This window comes from Pseudomonas sp. 10-1B (genome assembly GCF_000935045.1).
In the GTDB taxonomy this organism is placed as follows: domain Bacteria; phylum Pseudomonadota; class Gammaproteobacteria; order Pseudomonadales; family Pseudomonadaceae; genus Aquipseudomonas.
Window position 1 is genome coordinate 52,145 of sequence record NZ_JYKS01000065.1, and the last position, 18,123, is coordinate 70,267.

At 61.9% G+C, this 18,123-nt stretch carries 16 protein-coding genes; 4 read left to right on the forward strand and 12 right to left on the reverse strand.

Annotated features, from left to right (window positions below):
- Positions 1–3: 3 nt before the first annotated feature.
- Positions 4–1,908 carry an ATP-dependent zinc metalloprotease FtsH gene (ftsH, locus tag TZ03_RS25955; RefSeq protein WP_051101220.1) on the reverse strand — a complete coding sequence of 635 codons (1,905 nt, stop codon included), beginning with the start codon at positions 1,906–1,908 and terminating at the stop codon, positions 4–6.
- Between the two features lie 203 nt (positions 1,909–2,111).
- A complete protein-coding gene (rlmE, locus tag TZ03_RS25960; RefSeq protein ID WP_051101221.1) occupies positions 2,112–2,738 on the reverse strand; it encodes a 23S rRNA (uridine(2552)-2'-O)-methyltransferase RlmE in 627 nt (208 codons plus the stop codon).
- A 102-nt stretch (positions 2,739–2,840) separates the two neighbouring features.
- Between rlmE and yhbY the strand changes: the two genes are divergently transcribed.
- Positions 2,841–3,149: a ribosome assembly RNA-binding protein YhbY gene (yhbY, locus tag TZ03_RS25965; protein ID WP_051101222.1), complete on the forward strand. Its 309-nt coding sequence runs from the start codon at positions 2,841–2,843 to the stop codon at positions 3,147–3,149.
- 168 nt (positions 3,150–3,317) lie between these two features.
- On the opposite strand, the gene TZ03_RS25970 is transcribed toward yhbY, so the two are convergent.
- The 8 genes from TZ03_RS25970 to grpE all read right to left on the reverse strand — a co-directional run bounded on the left by TZ03_RS25970 (position 3,318) and on the right by grpE (position 13,730).
- Positions 3,318–3,758 carry an MFS transporter gene (locus TZ03_RS25970; protein WP_082056729.1) on the reverse strand — a complete coding sequence of 147 codons (441 nt, stop codon included), beginning with the start codon at positions 3,756–3,758 and terminating at the stop codon, positions 3,318–3,320.
- Positions 3,736–4,218: a transcription elongation factor GreA gene (gene greA, locus TZ03_RS25975; protein WP_082056730.1), complete on the reverse strand. Its 483-nt coding sequence runs from the start codon at positions 4,216–4,218 to the stop codon at positions 3,736–3,738. The genes TZ03_RS25970 and greA overlap by 23 nt, the downstream gene beginning before the upstream one ends.
- The gene (gene carB, locus TZ03_RS25980) at positions 4,215–7,436 is read right to left on the reverse strand and encodes a carbamoyl-phosphate synthase large subunit (protein ID WP_051101223.1); all 3,222 of its coding nucleotides are present in this window, start codon (positions 7,434–7,436) and stop codon (positions 4,215–4,217) included. Before carB ends, greA begins: the two co-directional genes overlap by 4 nt.
- Positions 7,437–7,541: 105 nt before the next feature.
- A complete protein-coding gene (carA, locus tag TZ03_RS25985) occupies positions 7,542–8,678 on the reverse strand; it encodes a glutamine-hydrolyzing carbamoyl-phosphate synthase small subunit (RefSeq protein WP_051101224.1) in 1,137 nt (378 codons plus the stop codon).
- A 328-nt stretch (positions 8,679–9,006) separates the two neighbouring features.
- Positions 9,007–9,813 carry a 4-hydroxy-tetrahydrodipicolinate reductase gene (dapB, locus tag TZ03_RS25990; RefSeq protein ID WP_051101225.1) on the reverse strand — a complete coding sequence of 269 codons (807 nt, stop codon included), beginning with the start codon at positions 9,811–9,813 and terminating at the stop codon, positions 9,007–9,009.
- A 13-nt stretch (positions 9,814–9,826) separates the two neighbouring features.
- Complete coding sequence (gene dnaJ / locus TZ03_RS25995; RefSeq protein WP_051101226.1) at positions 9,827–10,951, reverse strand: molecular chaperone DnaJ; 1,125 nt, start codon at positions 10,949–10,951, stop codon at positions 9,827–9,829.
- A gap of 194 nt (positions 10,952–11,145) precedes the next feature.
- Entirely contained in the window at positions 11,146–13,071 is a 1,926-nt protein-coding gene (gene dnaK, locus TZ03_RS26000) for a molecular chaperone DnaK (protein ID WP_051101227.1), read from the reverse strand.
- A gap of 101 nt (positions 13,072–13,172) precedes the next feature.
- On the reverse strand, positions 13,173–13,730 hold the full coding sequence (gene grpE / locus TZ03_RS26005; protein WP_051101228.1) for a nucleotide exchange factor GrpE: 558 nt from the start codon (positions 13,728–13,730) through the stop codon (positions 13,173–13,175).
- 192 nt (positions 13,731–13,922) lie between these two features.
- On the opposite strand from grpE, the gene recN reads away from it, so the two are divergent.
- Positions 13,923–15,596, forward strand: a complete 1,674-nt coding sequence (recN, locus tag TZ03_RS26010; RefSeq protein ID WP_051101229.1) for a DNA repair protein RecN — start codon at positions 13,923–13,925, stop codon at positions 15,594–15,596.
- 332 nt (positions 15,597–15,928) lie between these two features.
- Here the strand turns inward: recN and fur are convergent, their stop codons facing one another.
- Positions 15,929–16,333, reverse strand: coding sequence for a ferric iron uptake transcriptional regulator (fur, locus tag TZ03_RS26015; RefSeq protein WP_051101230.1), 405 nt, complete (start codon positions 16,331–16,333; stop codon positions 15,929–15,931).
- Between the two features lie 97 nt (positions 16,334–16,430).
- On the opposite strand from fur, the gene TZ03_RS26020 reads away from it, so the two are divergent.
- On the forward strand, positions 16,431–16,955 hold the full coding sequence (locus tag TZ03_RS26020) for an outer membrane protein assembly factor BamE (protein WP_051101231.1): 525 nt from the start codon (positions 16,431–16,433) through the stop codon (positions 16,953–16,955).
- 61 nt (positions 16,956–17,016) lie between these two features.
- On the opposite strand, the gene TZ03_RS26025 is transcribed toward TZ03_RS26020, so the two are convergent.
- Complete coding sequence (locus TZ03_RS26025; protein WP_051101232.1) at positions 17,017–17,451, reverse strand: type II toxin-antitoxin system RatA family toxin; 435 nt, start codon at positions 17,449–17,451, stop codon at positions 17,017–17,019.
- Positions 17,452–17,614: 163 nt separating this feature from the next.
- Here TZ03_RS26025 and smpB point away from each other — a divergent pair, with 163 nt between their 5' ends.
- Positions 17,615–18,097 carry an SsrA-binding protein SmpB gene (gene smpB / locus TZ03_RS26030; RefSeq protein ID WP_051101233.1) on the forward strand — a complete coding sequence of 161 codons (483 nt, stop codon included), beginning with the start codon at positions 17,615–17,617 and terminating at the stop codon, positions 18,095–18,097.
- The last annotated feature ends 26 nt before the right edge of the window (positions 18,098–18,123 follow it).

An 18,123-nucleotide genomic window follows, 5' to 3' on the forward strand; every position in this document is an offset into this window, starting at 1 on the left:
CCCTTAGTGTTGAGCTGCCGGGCCGCCGATTGGCGATTCCGGACGATCATCCTGGGCCGCAGGAGTGCCCGAGTTCTTGTCATCGTCCCAATCACGCGGTTCGCGTGGCGTACGCCCAGCCATGATGTCGTCAATCTGATCGGCATCAATGGTCTCATACTTCATCAGTGCTTCGGTCATCGCTTCGAGCTTGTCGCGGTTGTCGATCAGCAACTGCTTGGCAGTGGCATAGCAGTGATCGATGATGCTGCGCACCTCGGAGTCGATCAGCTTGGCTGTCTCGCCGGATACACTGGCGTGCTGGCTGCCGGCACTGCGACCGAGGAATACCTCGCCCTCTTCCTCTGCATACATCAGCGGACCGAGCTTCTCGGAGAGGCCCCACTTGGTCACCATGTTGCGAGCGATCTGGCTGGCACGCATGATGTCGTTGGAAGCACCGGTGGTGACACCATCGAAGCCCAAGGTCATTTCCTCGGCGATACGGCCGCCGTACAGCGAGCAGATCTGGCTGATCAGGGCGCGCTTGGACAGGCTGTAGCGGTCTTCTTCCGGCAGGAACATGGTCACACCCAGGGCACGACCACGCGGAATGATCGACACCTTGTAGACCGGGTCGTGCTCAGGCACCAGGCGACCGACGATGGCATGGCCAGCCTCGTGGTAGGCGGTGTTCTGTTTTTCCTTCTCGGACATGACCATGGTCTTGCGCTCGGCGCCCATCATGATCTTGTCCTTGGCCAGTTCGAACTCTTTCATTTCGACCAGGCGCTTGTTGGAACGCGCGGCGAACAGCGAGGCCTCGTTGACCAGGTTGGCCAGGTCGGCACCGGAGAAGCCTGGGGTACCACGGGCGATGACCGCCGGGTTGACGTTCTCGCCGACCGGCACCTTGCGCATGTGCACCTTGAGGATCTGTTCGCGACCGCGGATGTCCGGCAGGCCAACCACTACCTGGCGGTCGAAGCGGCCGGGGCGCAGCAGCGCCGGGTCCAGCACGTCCGGGCGGTTGGTGGCGGCGATGACGATGATGCCATCGTTCATTTCGAAGCCGTCCATCTCTACCAGCAACTGGTTGAGGGTTTGCTCACGCTCGTCGTGACCACCGCCCATGCCGGCGCCACGGTGGCGACCAACGGCGTCGATCTCGTCGATGAAGATGATGCACGGGGCGTGCTTCTTGGCCTGCTCGAACATGTCGCGCACACGGCTGGCACCGACACCGACGAACATTTCCACGAAGTCCGAACCGGAAATGGTGAAGAACGGCACCTTCGCCTCACCGGCGATGGCCTTGGCCAGCAGGGTCTTACCGGTACCGGGCGGGCCAACCATCAGCACACCGCGCGGAATACGGCCACCCAGGCGCTGGAACTTGCCCGGGTCGCGCAGGAATTCGACCAGCTCGCCCACTTCTTCCTTGGCTTCGTCACAACCTGCCACGTCGGCCAGGGTGGTCTTGACCTGGTCTTCGGACAGCAGGCGCGCCTTGCTCTTGCCGAAGCTCATCGGCCCGCCCTTGCCGCCCGCACCGCCTTGCATCTGGCGCATGAAGAACATGAACACGGCAATGATCACCAGGATCGGGAAGCTCGCCACCAGCAGTTGCGTCCAGATGCTCTGCTGCTCGGGCTGCTTGCCCTCGACGATGACGTGGTTGTCGACCAGGTCGCCGATCAGGCCGTTGTCGGTAATGGCCGGGCGCACGGTCTTGAAGTTGTCGCCGTCGGCGCGCTTGCCGGTAATGATGTAGCCGTCGACGGTAACCCGCTCGACCTTGCCATCCTTGACCTGCTGGATAAAGTCGGAATAGTTGAGGGTCTGCGGCTCGTTAGGGCTGGAGAAGTTGTTCATCACCGTCACCAGGACAGCCGCGATGATCAACCACAGGATCAGATTCTTTGCCATGTCGTTCAATTCGCTACCCTCTGAGGCCGGCGCACGACGCAGCCGTGCCTCGCATGATATTCATCGCCCTAACTTACTACATTACCTACGCAGACGCAGGCACCGTCTGTAACCCTTTGTGAAAGCTAGACTACACGAAGTTCGGACGATCCTGACGCAGTGGCCGATTGGAATTAACTATCGGCCACCCCGCTTGACACCTTTCACGCCCCTTTGAAGCCCCTGCCCAACAGGTATTGCTCGCGGGAACGGTCCCGCGACGACGACGGCTTGCGCATCTGTACCTTGTCGAACTTGCTGCGCACGTCCTTGAGGTACACGTCAAAGCCTTCGCCCTGGAAGATCTTGATCAGGAAGTCGCCGCCGGGCTTGAGTACGCGAGTCGCCAGATCGAGGGCCAGTTCGCACAGGAACATCGCACGCGGGATGTCCACTGCGGGCGTACCACTCATATTGGGGGCCATGTCGGAAATCACAAGGTCCACATGCGAATCGCCGACCGCCTCGAGAATACGCTGCAGCACCTCGTCCTGGGTAAAGTCGCCCTGAATGAAGGTCACGTCGGCGATGGCGTCCATTTCCAGGATGTCGGAAGCGATCAGGCGGCCCTGGCCACCAATCAGACGACTGGTCACCTGCGACCAGCCACCAGGGGCCGCACCGAGGTCGATTACGCTCATGCCGGGACGGATCAGGCGATCCTTCTCCTGGATCTCGAGCAGTTTGTAGCTCGCACGCGAACGGTAGCCATCCTTCTGCGCCTGTTTCACAAAAGGATCGTTGAAATGCTCTCGCAGCCAGTTTGCGCTGCTTTTGGAACGTTGTACCACGGGGCACCTCGATGATATGCGTCGTGATTGACTGGGCGGAGCCGGTGGCCCTCGGGTAAAATGCCGGTCAATTTTACAGAATCAGACGGAAAGGGTCAGATTATGCCGCTCAATAACGAGCAGAAGAAGCAATACAAGTCCATTGGTCATGACCTGAAGCCGGTCCTGATCGTTGCTGGCAACGGTTTGAATGAAGGCGTCATCGCCGAGCTGGAACGCGCTCTGGCCGACCATGAACTGATCAAGGTCGAGATTCGCTCGGAAGACCGCGAAGAACGCGCCGAAACCATCGCAGAACTGTGCAAGGCCGGCCGCGCCGAGCTGGTGCAGACCATCGGCAAGAAAGCCCTGATCTACCGCAAGAACCCACAGCCGAACAAGCAGCTGTCCAACATCCACCGTTACAAGTAACGGCAAGGTGTTCTCAGCCTGACAGGGCACCTGTGGGAGCGGCCTTGTGTCGCGATAGGGCCGCAAAGCGGCCCCCCCGGATATCAGCACTTGCGCAGATATTGCTGGGGCTGCCTTGCAGCCCTTTCGCGACACAAGGCCGCTCCCACATGGAACCGAGCCATTGGGCTAGCGCCGCGCCCTGACCGGCACCGGCTGGGCCACCAGCACGATGCCGGAAAAGCCCAATACCAGGAAACAGAACATCTGCCAGCGCTCACCCACGGAAATGCCATAGCGCAAGGTGTAGTACCCCACACAGGCACCGAAGCCGAGCAACAGCATCTGGCCACGGAACTGCCGCCACCAGGCCGCCAAACCGTCCACCCTCGCCAGCACTGCCAGCTGGGTCAACAAGCCTAGCAGCGCCACGCCGATCAACCAGCGGTCGATCTGCCCGGCGATATCCTGCACCAGCAGCGGCGCCAGGCCACTGACCTTGAGCGCAGGCACCAGCCCCACGTGAAACACCCACAGGCCCCCGACCCAGAAAACCTGGGCCAGTTGCCAGAGGATCCCCTCAAGGGATGGCGCCCGCTGGCGCCGGTCAGATGTGCTTGACTTCGACAATCTCGTACTCGACCGTGCCGCTAGGCGTCTTGACGACGACGATATCACCTTCTTCCTTGCCGATGATGGCGCGGGCGATCGGTGCACTCGCCGAGAGCTTGCCCTTCTTGATGTCGGCTTCATCCTCGCCAACGATCTGGTAGGTCACCTGGTCACCGGTCTCGGTGTTCTCCAGGTCCACGGTAGTGCCGAAGATAACCTTGCCAGTGTGGGCAATGGTGGTCACGTCGATCACCACCGAGTTCTGCAGGCGGCCTTCGATATCGCGGATACGTGCCTCGACCATGCCCTGCTCCTCACGGGCGGCATGGTATTCGGCGTTTTCCTTGAGGTCGCCCAGCTCGCGCGCTTCGCCGATGGCCTGGCTCAGGCGCGGGCGCTCGGTCTTGCTCAGGAACAGGTGCTCCTCTTCCAGGGCGCGCGCGCCCTGGACGGTCATTGGGTACTTGGTAATGCTCATGCTTTCAGTCCTGCATGCAGATCCTGCAAGCGACGAACGGTCTTTTCCGGACCGAATTTCAGCGCTTCGCAGATGGCTTCACCGGCCGCAATGGTGGTGGTGCAGTAAATCTTGTGCTGCAGCGCATTGCGACGAATCGAGTAGGAATCGGCGATCGACTGGCGACCTTCGGTGGTGTTGATGATCAGCGACACTTCGTCGTTCTTGATCATGTCGACCACGTGCGGACGACCTTCGGTCACCTTGTTCACACGGCGCACTTTCAGGCCTGCCGCCTCGATGACCTTGGCGGTGCCGGCAGTTGCAACCACTTCGAAGCCCAGGGCGATCAGGTCGCGGGCAACGCCAGCCACTTGCGGCTTGTCGTCGTCACGCACACTGATGAACGCGGTACCGCCGGTCGGCAGCACTTCGCTGGCACCCATCTGGGCCTTGGCGAAGGCTTCACCGAAGCTGTCGCCGACACCCATGACTTCACCGGTCGATTTCATCTCAGGGCCGAGGATCGGGTCAACCCCCGGGAACTTGGCGAACGGGAAGACGGCTTCCTTGACGCTGTAGAAGTTCGGGATGATTTCCTGGGTGAAGCCCAGCTCTTTCAGGGTTTTGCCAGCCATGACGCGGGCCGCGATCATCGCCAGGGAAGTGCCGATGCACTTGGACACGAACGGCACGGTACGCGAGGCACGCGGGTTGACTTCGATCACGTAGATCTTGTCGCCCTGCAGGGCCAGCTGCACGTTCATCAGGCCGACCACGCCCAGCTCCAGGGCCATTTTCTTGACCTGTACGCGGACTTCGTCCTGCACTTCCTTGCTCAGCGAGTAAGGTGGCAGCGAGCACGCCGAGTCACCGGAGTGAACGCCGGCCTGTTCGATGTGCTGCATGATCGCGCCGATCACCACGTCGGTGCCGTCGCAGACCGCGTCCACGTCCATCTCGATGGCGCAGTTGAGGAAGTGGTCGAGCAGTACCGGGCTGTCGTTGGACACCTGTACCGCCTCACGCAGGTAGCGCTTGAGCTCGTCCAGTTCGTAGACGATCTCCATCGCGCGGCCGCCCAGTACGTAGGACGGGCGCACCACCAGCGGGTAACCGATGCTGCCGGCAGCGCGAATGGCTTCGTCTTCGCTGCGCACGGTAGCGTTTGGCGGCTGCAGCAGGCTCAGGCGCTGAACCATCTGCTGGAAGCGCTCACGGTCTTCGGCGCGGTCGATGGCGTCAGGGCTGGTACCGATGATCGGTACGCCGGCTTCTTCCAGGGCGCGAGCCAGTTTCAGCGGGGTCTGGCCACCGTAGTGGACGATCACGCCTTTCGGCTTCTCGACGCGGCACACTTCCAGCACGTCTTCCAGGGTCAGCGGCTCGAAGTACAGGCGGTCGGAGGTGTCGTAGTCGGTAGAGACGGTTTCTGGGTTGCAGTTGACCATGATGGTCTCGTAACCGTCTTCACGCAGCGCCAGAGCGGCGTGTACGCAGCAGTAGTCGAACTCGATACCTTGGCCGATACGGTTCGGGCCGCCACCCAGGATCATGATCTTGTCGCGGGTCGACGGGTTGGCCTCGCACTCTTCCTCGTAGGTGGAGTACAGGTAGGCGGTGTCGGTGGCGAACTCGGCAGCGCAGGTGTCGACGCGCTTGTACACCGGGAACACTTCCAGCTTGTGGCGGTGGCGGCGCAGGTTCTTGTCGGTGATGCCCAGCAGCTTGGCCAGGCGCTGGTCGGAGAAGCCCTTGCGCTTGAGGCGCAGCATGTAGTCCTTGTCGATCGCCGACAGGGCCAGGGTCTTGACCTTCTCTTCTTCCTTGATCAGGTCTTCCATCTGCACCAGGAACCACATGTCGATGCCGGTCAGGTCGAAGATCTGCTCGCAGGTCATGCCGGCACGCATGGCGTCGGCCACGTACCAGATACGCTCGGCGCCCGGTACGGTCAGCTCGCGCTTGAGGATGCTGCTGGCTTCCGGGCTGGCCAGGTCGACTTTCGGGTCGAGGCCGCAGGCGCCGACTTCCAGGCCGCGCAGGGCTTTTTGCAGCGACTCCTGGAAGGTACGGCCGATGGCCATGACTTCACCCACGGACTTCATCTGGGTGGTCAGGCGGGCGTCGGCCTTGGGGAATTTCTCGAAGGCGAAGCGTGGCAGCTTGGTGACGACGTAGTCGATCGACGGCTCGAAGGACGCCGGGGTGCGGCCGCCGGTGATGTCGTTCTGCAGTTCGTCGAGGGTGTAGCCGACAGCCAGCTTGGCAGCGATCTTGGCGATCGGGAAGCCGGTGGCCTTGGAGGCCAGTGCCGAGGAGCGCGAAACGCGCGGGTTCATTTCGATCACGACCATGCGGCCGGTGTTCGGGCAGATACCGAACTGCACGTTGGAACCGCCGGTTTCCACACCGATTTCACGCAGCACCGCCAGCGAGGCGTTGCGCATGATCTGGTATTCCTTGTCGGTCAGGGTCTGTGCCGGGGCAACGGTGATCGAGTCACCGGTGTGCACGCCCATCGGGTCGAAGTTCTCGATCGAGCAGACGATGATGCAGTTGTCCTTCTTGTCGCGGACCACCTCCATCTCGTATTCCTTCCAGCCGATCAGCGATTCGTCGATCAGCAGTTCCTTGGTCGGCGACAGGTCCAGACCGCGGGCGCAGATTTCTTCGAACTCTTCACGGTTGTAGGCGATACCACCACCGGTGCCGCCCATGGTGAACGACGGGCGGATGATGCACGGGAAGCCCAGGCGCTCGAGGACAGCGTTGGCTTCTTCCATGCTGTGGGCGATACCGGAGCGCGGGCACTCCAGGCCGATGGCCTTCATCGCCTTGTCGAAGCGCGAACGGTCTTCGGCCTTGTCGATGGTGTCGGCGTTGGCACCGATCATTTCCACGCCGAACTTTTCCAGAACGCCATGGCGCTCCAGGTCCAGGGCGCAGTTCAGTGCGGTCTGGCCGCCCATGGTCGGCAGCAGTGCATCAGGGCGCTCTTTTTCGATGATCTTGGCCACCGACTGCCACTTGATCGGCTCGATGTAGGTGGCGTCGGCCATGGCCGGGTCGGTCATGATGGTGGCTGGGTTGGAGTTCACCAGGATGACGCGGAAACCTTCCTCGCGCAGGGCCTTGCAGGCCTGGGCGCCGGAGTAGTCGAATTCGCAGGCCTGGCCGATCACGATCGGGCCGGCGCCGAGAATCAGGATGCTTTTGATGTCTGTACGTTTTGGCATAGTTGTCACTCAAATCCGGGGTCAGTCGGCAAGCCGCTTTGAACAATCTGGGTCAGGCGCTACCGGGCGCGGCAGATGCCGGCCCGGGGCCTTGAAGCAGGATGCTCAGCGGCGCTTGGCCATGGCATCGATGAAACGATCGAACAGTGGCGCGACGTCGGTCGGGCCTGGGCTCGCTTCAGGGTGGCCCTGGAAGCTGAACGCGCTCTTGTCGGTACGCTCGATACCCTGCAGGGTGCCGTCGAACAGCGACTTGTGGATGGCGCGGACGTTACCCGGCAGGGTAGCTTCGTCAACGGCAAAGCCGTGGTTCTGGCTGGTGATCATGACCACGCCGGTATCCAGGTCCTGGACCGGGTGGTTGGCACCGTGGTGGCCGTGGCCCATTTTCACGGTCTTGGCACCGGAAGCCAGGGCCAGCAGCTGGTGGCCGAGGCAGATGCCGAATACCGGGATCTCGGTCTCGAGGATGTCCTTGATCGCCTGGATGGCGTAGTCGCACGGCTCGGGGTCACCAGGGCCGTTGGACAGGAACACGCCGTCCGGGTTGAGTGCCAGCACTTCGCTGGCTGGAGTCTGGGCCGGCACCACGCTCACGCGGCAGCCACGGGCAACCAGCATGCGCAGGATGTTCAGCTTGACGCCGTAGTCGTAGGCGACCACGTGGTACGGCAGGTCGGCGGCTTCGATGGTCGGGTGGCTGTCGGTTTTCAGTTCCCACACGCTGGAGCGCCACTCGTAGCGCTCGGTGGTGGAAACCACCTTGGCCAGGTCCATGCCCTTCAGGCCCGGGAAGGCGCGGGCAGCGGCGATGGCGGCTTCTTCGCTGATGTTGTCACCGGCGAGGATGCAGCCGTTCTGAGCGCCCTTTTCACGCAGGATTCGGGTCAGGCGACGGGTGTCGATGCCGGCGATGGCGACGACGTTGTTGGCCTTGAGGTACTCAGGCAGCGACTGGGTGTTGCGCCAGTTGCTGGCCAGCAGCGGCAGGTCACGGATGACCAGGCCAGCGGACCAGACACGGTTCGACTCGGCGTCTTCCGGGGTAGTGCCGGTGTTGCCGATGTGCGGGTAGGTCAGGGTAACGATTTGCTGCGCGTAGGAAGGGTCTGTAAGGATTTCCTGGTAGCCGGTCATAGCGGTGTTGAATACCACCTCACCAACGGTCTGACCGTCGGCACCGATAGCTTCACCGCGGAAAATACTGCCGTCGGCAAGGGCGAGTATGGCTGGCTTTGTCAAGAAGACCTCCCGTAAATCAAGCATGAAAGGGCGATCGCAGGTTGCAAAAAAGCGGAGTGACGTATGGACACGTCACCCCGCTTTCATGTGCTGAATTCAATTCGCTGCGCGCTTTTAGTGGACACACTAAAGCTGTAGCTTACAGAAAAGTGCGTTTTCGGTCTACCGTGGATGTGTCTCTAAAACACATCGATGCGACAGGTTGAGATCGGCGGTTGCTTCTTCGCGGGCTTGCCCGCTCCCACAGGGACCACTTCAGATCCTGAAACCGGTGCAATACCTGTGGGAGCGGGCGAGCCCGCGAAGAAGCCAACACCGCTATCACGGTTTAGCGCAGTTCGAGCACATCCTGCATGTCATACAGGCCAGGCTCGCGCCCATCCAGCCACAGCGCCGCACGCACGGCGCCCTTGGCGAAGGTCATGCGGCTGGAGGCCTTGTGCGTGATCTCCACGCGCTCGCCTTCGGCCGCGAACAACACAGTGTGGTCACCCACCACATCACCAGCACGCACAGTGGCGAAGCCGATAGTCTGGCGCTCACGCGCACCGGTCTGCCCTTCGCGGCCATACACGGCCACTTCCTGCAGATCACGGCCCAACGCCTGGGCAACCACTTCGCCCATGCGCAGCGCGGTGCCCGACGGCGCATCGACCTTATGCCGGTGGTGCGCCTCGAGGATCTCGATATCCACATCGTCACCCAGCACCCGCGCCGCGGTATCCAGCAGCTTCAGGCACAGGTTGACGCCGACGCTGAAGTTGGCAGCGAAGACGATCGGGATTTCCTTGCCGGCCTCGGCCAACTGTTGCTTCTCTTCCGGGGTGAAGCCAGTGGTGCCGATGACCATGGCCTTGCCCGCCTTGCGGCAGAACGCCAGGTTCTTCAGGGTCACCGAAGGGTGAGTGAAGTCGATCAGCACGTCGAACTCGTCGACCACCTTGGCCAGGTCGTCGGAAATCGGCACACCAATACGGCCCAGGGCCGCCAGCTCACCCGCATCGGCGCCCACCAGGGTGCTGTCCGGGCGGTCGATCGCTGCCGTCAGGCCCGCCTGGGGCGCCTGCTGCTGCACGGCCTCGACCAGGGTCTTGCCCATCCGCCCTGCCGCGCCCATCACTGCAATACGTCGCATAGCCATTTCCTTGTCAGAGATCGCCGAAGAAGCGCTTCACGCCATCGAACCAGCCATTGGCCTTGGGCGAATGGGAACTGTCGCCTTCCAGCGAGTCACGCAGCTCTTCGAGCAATTCGCGCTGGCGGCGGCTGAGGTTGACCGGGGTTTCCACCGCCACACGGCACAGCAGGTCTCCCGCACCACCGCCACGCACCGGCGCCACACCCTTGCCACGCAGGCGGAACTGCTTGCCGGTCTGGGTGCCTTCCGGAATTTTCAGCTTCACGCGACCATCGAGGGTCGGCACTTCCAGCTCGCCACCCAGGGCAGCATCGGTGTAGCTGATCGGTACTTCGCAGTACAGGTGCTTGCCATCGCGCTGGAAGATCTCGTGCTCACGCACGTTGATCACCACATACAGGTCGCCGGTCGGGCCACCATGGGTGCCGGCCTCGCCCTCGCCCGACAGGCGGATGCGGTCGCCAGTGTCGACACCCGCCGGCACCTTGACCGACAGCGTCTTGTATTCCTCGACGCGGCCTTCGCCGTGGCACGAGGTGCACGGATCGGTAATGATCTTGCCCTGGCCATGGCAGCGCGGGCAGGTCTGCTGCACCGAGAAGAAGCCTTGCTGCATACGCACCTGGCCGATGCCGCCACAGGTCGGGCAGGTCGACGGGGTCGAGCCCTTCTTGGCGCCGGAGCCATCGCAAGGCTGGCAGTTGACCAGGGTCGGCACGCGGATACTGACCGTGGTGCCGCGCACCGCTTCTTCCAGGTTCAGCTCCAGGGTGTAGCGCAAGTCGCTGCCGCGCTGGGCACCGCCACGTCCGCCGCCGCGACCACCACCGAAGAAGTCACTGAACACGTCACCGAAGATGTCGGAGAAGTTGGCGCCACCGAAGCCGGCACCACCGCCACCCATGCTCGGGTCGACGCCAGCATGGCCGTACTGGTCGAACGCCGCGCGCTTGCTGGCGTCAGACAGCACTTCGTAGGCCTCGTTGGCCTCCTTGAACTTGTCTTCCGATTCCTTATCGCCCGGGTTGCGGTCCGGGTGGTACTTCATCGCCAGACGGCGGTAAGCCTTCTTGAGGTCAGATTCGCTGGCGCCGCGCTCGACACCCAGGACCTCATAATAATCACGCTTGGACATAGGTCATTTGCACCTTGTTGGGCGTTCGGCATTTACGCCGCGCCGTCAGCACCTGCCCGCCCATCCAAGGGCCGCTGACAGATGCTGTAAATTCTTGAATTCCAGATACGCCAACGCGGGAGCAAGCCCCCGCGCGGCGACATCCTACCAGTTCACCGGCAAACGGCGATGAACTGGCCGACAACATGCAACGATTACTTCTTGTCGTCGCCTTTCACTTCTTCGAACTCGGCGTCAACCACGTCATCGTGCTTGGCTTCCGGTTCGGCCTGCTGTGCGCCGCCCTGAGGCTGTTCAGCCGACTGCTCGGCATACATCTTCTGGGCAACCGGCGCCGAGACCTTGGACAGCTCCTCAACCTTGGCGTCGATCGCAGCCTTGTCGTCGCCTTTGACAGCGGCTTCCAGGGCAACGACAGCAGCCTCGATGGCGGTTTTCTCTTCGGCGGTAACCTTGTCACCAGCGTCAGCGACCATCTTGCGGGTCGAGTGCACCAGCGCGTCACCCTGGTTACGGGCAGCGGCCAGCTCTTCGAACTTGCGGTCTTCCTCGGCGTTGGCCTCGGCATCACGCACCATGCGCTCGATTTCTTCGTCCGACAGGCCGGAGTTGGCCTTGATCACGATCGACTGCGACTTGCCGGTGGCCTTGTCTTTGGCGCTGACGTGCAGGATGCCGTTGGCGTCGATGTCGAAGGTCACTTCGATCTGCGGAACGCCACGCGGAGCCGGCGGGATGTCAGCCAGGTCGAACTTGCCCAGCGACTTGTTCTGTGCAGCCTGCTTACGCTCACCTTGCAGCACGTGAATGGTCACGGCGCCCTGGTTGTCGTCGGCAGTCGAGAACACCTGCGACTTCTTGGTCGGAATGGTGGTGTTCTTCTCGATCAGCGAAGTCATCACGCCACCCATGGTTTCGATACCCAGGGTCAGCGGGCTGACGTCCAGCAGCAGTACGTCCTTCACGTCACCGGCCAGCACGGCGCCCTGGATGGCAGCACCCATGGCCACGGCTTCGTCCGGGTTGACGTCCTTGCGCGCTTCTTTACCGAAGAAGTCGGCAACGGCTTTCTGCACCAGCGGCATACGGGTCTGGCCACCGACCAGGATCACGTCGTCGATCTTGCTGGCGTCGATACCGGCGTCTTTCAGGGCGATGCGGCAAGGCTCGATGGTACGGGCAACCAGGTCTTCGACCAGCGACTCCAGCTTGGCGCGGGAGATCTTCACGTTCAGGTGCTTCGGACCGGTAGCATCTGCAGTGATGTACGGCAGGTTGACGTCGGTCGACTGGGCGGACGACAGCTCGATCTTGGCCTTTTCAGCGGCTTCTTTCAGGCGCTGCAGAGCCAGCGGATCGTTCTTCAGGTCCATGCCGGACTCTTTCTTGAACTCGTCGACGAGGTAGTCGATCAAGCGCATGTCGAAGTCTTCACCACCCAGGAAGGTGTCACCGTTGGTGGCCAGTACTTCGAACTGGTGCTCACCGTCGACTTCAGCGATTTCGATGACCGACACGTCGAAGGTACCGCCACCCAGGTCATAAACGATGACGGTGTGGTCGCCCTTGGCCTTGTCCATGCCATAGGCCAGCGCAGCGGCGGTCGGTTCGTTGATGATACGTTTTACGTCCAGGCCAGCGATACGGCCGGCGTCTTTGGTGGCCTGACGCTGACTGTCGTTGAAGTAGGCCGGAACGGTGATGACCGCTTCGGTGACTGGCTCGCCGAGGTAGTCTTCGGCGGTCTTCTTCATTTTCTTCAGGACTTCAGCGCTGATCTGCGGTGGCGCCATGTCCTTGCCGCTGGCCTGCACCCAGGCGTCGCCGTTGCTGGCCTTGACGATCTTGTACGGCACCAGCTTGATGTCTTTCTGCACGACGTCTTCTTCGAAGCGGCGGCCGATCAGGCGCTTCACTGCGAACAGGGTGTTGTGCGGGTTGGTGACGGCCTGGCGCTTGGCCGACTGGCCGACCAGGATTTCGCCGTCGTTGGCGTAGGCCACGATCGAAGGGGTGGTACGCGCACCCTCGGCGTTTTCGATGACCTTGACGTTACCGTTTTCCAGCACGGAGACGCACGAGTTAGTGGTCCCCAGGTCGATACCGATAATTTTGCCCATGTTAACTCTCCCGAAACTTGAATTTGGTAGCAGCGACTACTTTGGCCAACTGCGGTAATACTTGAAGGCTTGACACCTAGATGGGGATGCCCCGACGGATTTCAAGCCTTTTCATTGATCGAGGGTTGCGCCGCGCTCGGCGCCTTGCTGACCACCACCATGGCGGGGCGCAGCAGGCGGCCGTTCAGCAGGTAACCCTTCTGGAACACGTTCAGCACGCTGTTCGGTTCTACCTCGGCGTTTTCCTGCATGGCCATGGCCTGGTGGTGCTCAGGGTTGAACGGCTGGCCGTGCGGGTCGACAGCTTCGAGGTTGTAGCGCTTGAGGGTGTCCTGGAACATCTTCAGGGTCAGCTCGACGCCTTCGCGGATCTGCTTGACGTGCTCATCGTCGGCACTGGAGTGGGCCAGGGCCAGTTCCAGGCTGTCGATCACCGGCAGCAGGTCGCTGGAAAACTTCTCCAGGGCGAACTTGTGGGCTTTCTCGACATCCTGCTCGGCACGACGGCGTACGTTCTGCAAGTCGGCTACGGCGCGCAGCGACTGGTCCTTGGCGGCGGCCAGCTGTTCCTCGAGTTCCAGAACACGGGCGTCAGCAGTGGTTTCTGCACCAGTTTCTTCAACGTTAAGGTCTTTTTCGTTCAGCTGTTCGTCAGCCATGGGGTCTCTCCTGCGCAATTTTGTGGACTGCGAGCCAGGCTCGCCTTGGATGTCGCCTATATGGGGCCGGAAAAACCAGCTTCAAGGGGCAAGGTGGTTTTCCGGGCTGCGACAGAATCTGCCAAGGGGCATTGGCAGGCCTGAAAAAAGTACTGTATAAATAACCAGACATGACTTTCGGGAGCTGCCCTCATGCTGGTGCATCTGTCCATTCACAACTACGCCATCGTCGAGCACCTCGACCTCGAAATCGCCCGCGGCATGTCCGTCATCACCGGCGAGACCGGCGCCGGCAAATCGATCATGCTCGACGCCCTCGGCCTGGCCCTGGGCGACCGGGCCGACAGTGGCGTGGTGCGCCCCGGCACCGACAAGGCAGACATCCTCGCCACCTTCGACCTGGTGGACATCCCCGAGGCGCATGCCTGGCTGGCCGAGCGCGACCTGGACAACGACGGCCTGTGCATCCTGCGCCGGGTGATCACCGCCGAAGGCCGCAGCCGCGGTTACATCAACGGCACGCCCTGCCCGCTCGGCGACCTCAAGGCTCTTGGCGAGCTGCTGATCGACATCCACAGCCAGCACGAGCACCAGTCACTGCTCAAGACCGACACCCACCGCCGCCTGCTCGACGAGTACGCCGGGGCTGTCGACCTGGCCCGCCAGGTGCAGCTTGCGGCCAAACGCTGGAACCAGACCCGCCTGGAGCTGGAGCGGCTGTCCAATTCCGGTGACGAGCAGCGCGCCCGCCATCAGTTACTGAGCTACCAGCTGGAAGAGCTGGACAACCTCGGCCTGGGCGAACACGAACTGGAGCAGCTGGAGCAGGAACACAAGAACCTGACCAGCGCCGAAGCCCTGTTCGGCATCTGCCGTCAGGTTATCGACCAGTGCAGCGAGAGCGACTCGGGCAATGTGCTCAGCGCCCTCACTTCCAGCCTCAACCGGCTGGGCGCTGCCAGCAACTCGCCCAAGGCACTGGGCGAAGCGGCCAACCTGATCGCCAGCGCACAGATCCAGGTCGAGGAAGCCGTGGGCGAGCTCAACCGCTTCCTCGACAACTTCGACGCCGACCCGATGCGCCTGCAGGCCCTGGAAGAGCGCCTCGACACTATCTATACCCTGGCGCGCAAGCACCGCGTGCACCCGACCGAACTGCCACACCTACAGCAGCAGTTGATGGAAGAGCTCGAAGGCCTGAACGCCAGTGACGAGTCGATCGAGCGGCTGGGCGAAGAGCTGGCCGCCTATGCCCAGCACTATAAAGAGAAGGCCGTCGAGCTCAGCGCCCTGCGCCAGCAGGCCGCGCAGCAACTGGCGGTGGCCGTGGAACAGGAAATCCAGCGCCTGGGCATGCCGGGCGGGCGCTTCTGTATCGAGCTGACGCCCAACGAGGGCGCAGACCTGTCGCCCCATGGCCTTGAGCAGATCGAGCTACTGGTCAGCGCCAACCCCGGCCAACCCCTCAAGGGCTTGGCCAAGGTAGCCTCGGGCGGCGAGCTGTCACGTATCAGCCTGGCGATCCAGGTGATCACCGCACAGACATCGCGCATTCCCACCCTGGTGTTCGATGAAGTCGACGTGGGCATCGGCGGGCCTACCGCTGAAATCGTCGGCCAATTGCTGCGCCGCCTTGGCGAACGCGGCCAGGTGCTGACAGTGACCCACCTGCCACAGGTGGCAGCGCAAGGCCACCACCACCTGTTCGTGCACAAGGTGCGTAACAGCGAAACCACCCACACCGCCGTGGCCAGCCTGGGCAAACGCGAGCGGGTGGAGGAAGTGGCGCGGATGCTGGGCGGCATCGACCTGACCAAGGAATCCCTGGCGCATGCACGCAAGATGGTCGTGAGCGGCAGGGTCTGACCCTAATGCCTGTCAGTCAAGCAATTTGGGGCCGCTTTGCGGCCCATCGCCGCGGTTCGTCGCCACGACAAGCCGGGCTCCCACAGGAACAGTGCAGACCTCAAGCTTTGCGCAGTCCCTGTGGGAGCTGGCTTGTCGTGGCGACGAACCGCGGCGATGGGCTGCAAAGCAGCCCCATTCACAGGATGATCACCGGCCCTGAAACCTGTGGTGTACCTGTGGGAGCGGGCGCGCCCGCGAAGAGGCCAGCACCGACAACACACCTTCCAACCCCTCCATAAAGCACAAAGGCGACCCGAAGGTCGCCTTTGCATTCATAACGATAAAAATCGTTACTTCTTCTTACGCACGTACAGAACCAGATTGTGGTCCACCAGTTCGAAACCGTGCTCCTCCACGATTTCGCGCTGGCGCTTCTCGATCGCGGCGTCCATGAACTCGATGACTTCGCTGGTATCCACGTTGACCATATGGTCGTGGTGACCGCCATCGGCCAGCTCGAACACTGCGTGACCGCCGTCGAAGTTGTGGCGAACCACCAGCCCCGCCGCCTCGAACTGGGTCAGCACGCGATAGACGGTGGCCAGGCCTACGTCCTCGCCAGCTTCCATCAGCGCCTTGTAGACATCCTCGGCACTCATGTGACGCTGCTCGGTGGAGTCGAGCATCTGAAGGATCTTGACTCGAGGCAGGGTCACCTTGAGACCGGCTTTGCGCAATTCGCTATTTTCAACCATGGTCAGCTTTCTCGCCGATGCTGCTTCGCAGCTTCTCTTAATACGGGTATGATCGGGGTTTACGTTGTCCAGCCAAGATAGTGGAAGTCGCCCACCGATGCAAAACACCAAGCTCTTGCTAACCAGCCTCACCTTTGTGGGACTGCTCGCACTCGCCGGTTGCTCGTTTCCCGGGGTTTACAAAATCGACATCCAGCAGGGCAATGTCGTCACGCAAGACATGATAGACCAATTACGCCCCGGAATGACCCGACGGCAAGTAAGGTTTATCATGGGCAACCCGCTGATTCAGGATACCTTCAACACCAACCGGTGGGATTACTTGTACAGCCTGCAACCAGGTGGCGGCAAACGTCAGCAAGAGCGCATGAGTGTGTTCTTCAACGAAAGCGACCAATTGGTCAGCCTATCTGGCGACTTCATGCCAGGCGTCAGCCGCGACCAGGAAATCCTCGGTGGCAGCGGCGACACCACGGTCAGCCCGACGGCCCAACCAGAGCAGCCAGCAGCGCAGCCTGAAAAACCGGCCAAGCCCGGCTCGGTGGAAGAGTCCATCCAGCGCGAGATCGACACCATCGAGACCACCCCGGTGCCGACCCCAGCGCCGCTGGAAATCCAGTAATCGGCCTGCAGTTGCAAAAAAGCCCGGACTTGGTCCGGGCTTTTTGTTTGCGCCTTATCCGTCAGGCATTCAATTGCTTGGCGCGCTGGCAGAAGGCATCGACCAGGGTGTTGGCCGCCTGGTTGAACAGCGGCCCCAACGTGGCACGCACGATTGGCCCGGCATAATCGAAGGACAGGTCCAGGCTGATCTTGCAGGCCTTTTCACCCAGCGGCTTGAACACCCACAGACCGTGCAGCTGCGTGAATGGGCCTTCCTCGAGGTTCATTTCTATGGACTGCCCCGGCACCAGTACATTGCGCGTAACGAAGTGCTGGCTCATGCCGCCCTTGGCCACCTCCACCTTGGCCCGCATGGCCGTTTCGCTGACTTCGATCACCGTCGAGGCCGAGCACCAAGGCAGGAACTGCGGATAGCTGGCCACATCGTTGACCAGATCGTAGAGCGCCTGGGCGGGGTATGGCAGCAGGGCGGAGCGTTGAATATGGGTAGTCATCCAGGCGTCACTTCCAAGGCTGGGTGGCGGCGCTTCGCAGCGTGCCGAAAACAGGTTCTGTCACCAAGACAGGGCCTGTATTGTCCGGTATTCATTGCAGTGGCTCAAGCACACCGAAATCCCATAGCGAACGACGCGCGGACTTGCCTATAATGCCGCCCCTATGGCTAAGCAAAAAAAACATCCGACCGGGACCATCGCGCAGAACAAGAAAGCGCGACACGATTACTTCATCGAACACAAGTTCGAGGCCGGGCTGGTCCTGTCCGGCTGGGAAGTAAAAAGCCTGCGGGCCGGCAAGGCGCACCTCGTGGACAGCTACGTGCTGCTCAAGGACGGTGAAGCCTGGCTGTTCGGCAGCCACATCACCCCGCTGACCACCGCCAGCACCCACGTCATCGCCGACCCCATCCGCACCCGCAAGCTGCTGCTGAACAAGCGCGAGCTCGAGCGCCTGGAAGCTGCGGTGGCGCAAAAGGGTTACACCTGCGTGGCCTTGGCGCTGTACTGGAGCAAGCACCTGATCAAGTGCGAAATTGCACTGGGCAAGGGCAAGAAGGAATTCGACAAGCGCGACACCGTGCGCGAGCGCGACTCCAACCGCGAGCTGCAGCGTGCGGTGCGCAACAAGGGCAAGGAAGACTAAACAGCCTGCCTAGCCGCTGTGGGAGC

Coding starts and splice junctions, on each gene's coding strand:
- greA (WP_082056730.1), bottom strand. CDS start 4,218: ATGAGCATTACCAAGTACCCAATGACCGTCCAGGGCGCGCGCGCCCTG.
- recN (WP_051101229.1), top strand. CDS start 13,923: ATGCTGGTGCATCTGTCCATTCACAACTACGCCATCGTCGAGCACCTC.
- yhbY (WP_051101222.1), top strand. CDS start 2,841: ATGCCGCTCAATAACGAGCAGAAGAAGCAATACAAGTCCATTGGTCAT.
- TZ03_RS26020 (WP_051101231.1), top strand. CDS start 16,431: ATGCAAAACACCAAGCTCTTGCTAACCAGCCTCACCTTTGTGGGACTG.
- carB (WP_051101223.1), bottom strand. CDS start 7,436: ATGCCAAAACGTACAGACATCAAAAGCATCCTGATTCTCGGCGCCGGC.
- TZ03_RS26025 (WP_051101232.1), bottom strand. CDS start 17,451: ATGACTACCCATATTCAACGCTCCGCCCTGCTGCCATACCCCGCCCAG.
- fur (WP_051101230.1), bottom strand. CDS start 16,333: ATGGTTGAAAATAGCGAATTGCGCAAAGCCGGTCTCAAGGTGACCCTG.
- dnaK (WP_051101227.1), bottom strand. CDS start 13,071: ATGGGCAAAATTATCGGTATCGACCTGGGGACCACTAACTCGTGCGTC.
- smpB (WP_051101233.1), top strand. CDS start 17,615: ATGGCTAAGCAAAAAAAACATCCGACCGGGACCATCGCGCAGAACAAG.
- dnaJ (WP_051101226.1), bottom strand. CDS start 10,951: ATGTCCAAGCGTGATTATTATGAGGTCCTGGGTGTCGAGCGCGGCGCC.
- dapB (WP_051101225.1), bottom strand. CDS start 9,813: ATGCGACGTATTGCAGTGATGGGCGCGGCAGGGCGGATGGGCAAGACC.
- ftsH (WP_051101220.1), bottom strand. CDS start 1,908: ATGGCAAAGAATCTGATCCTGTGGTTGATCATCGCGGCTGTCCTGGTG.
- grpE (WP_051101228.1), bottom strand. CDS start 13,730: ATGGCTGACGAACAGCTGAACGAAAAAGACCTTAACGTTGAAGAAACT.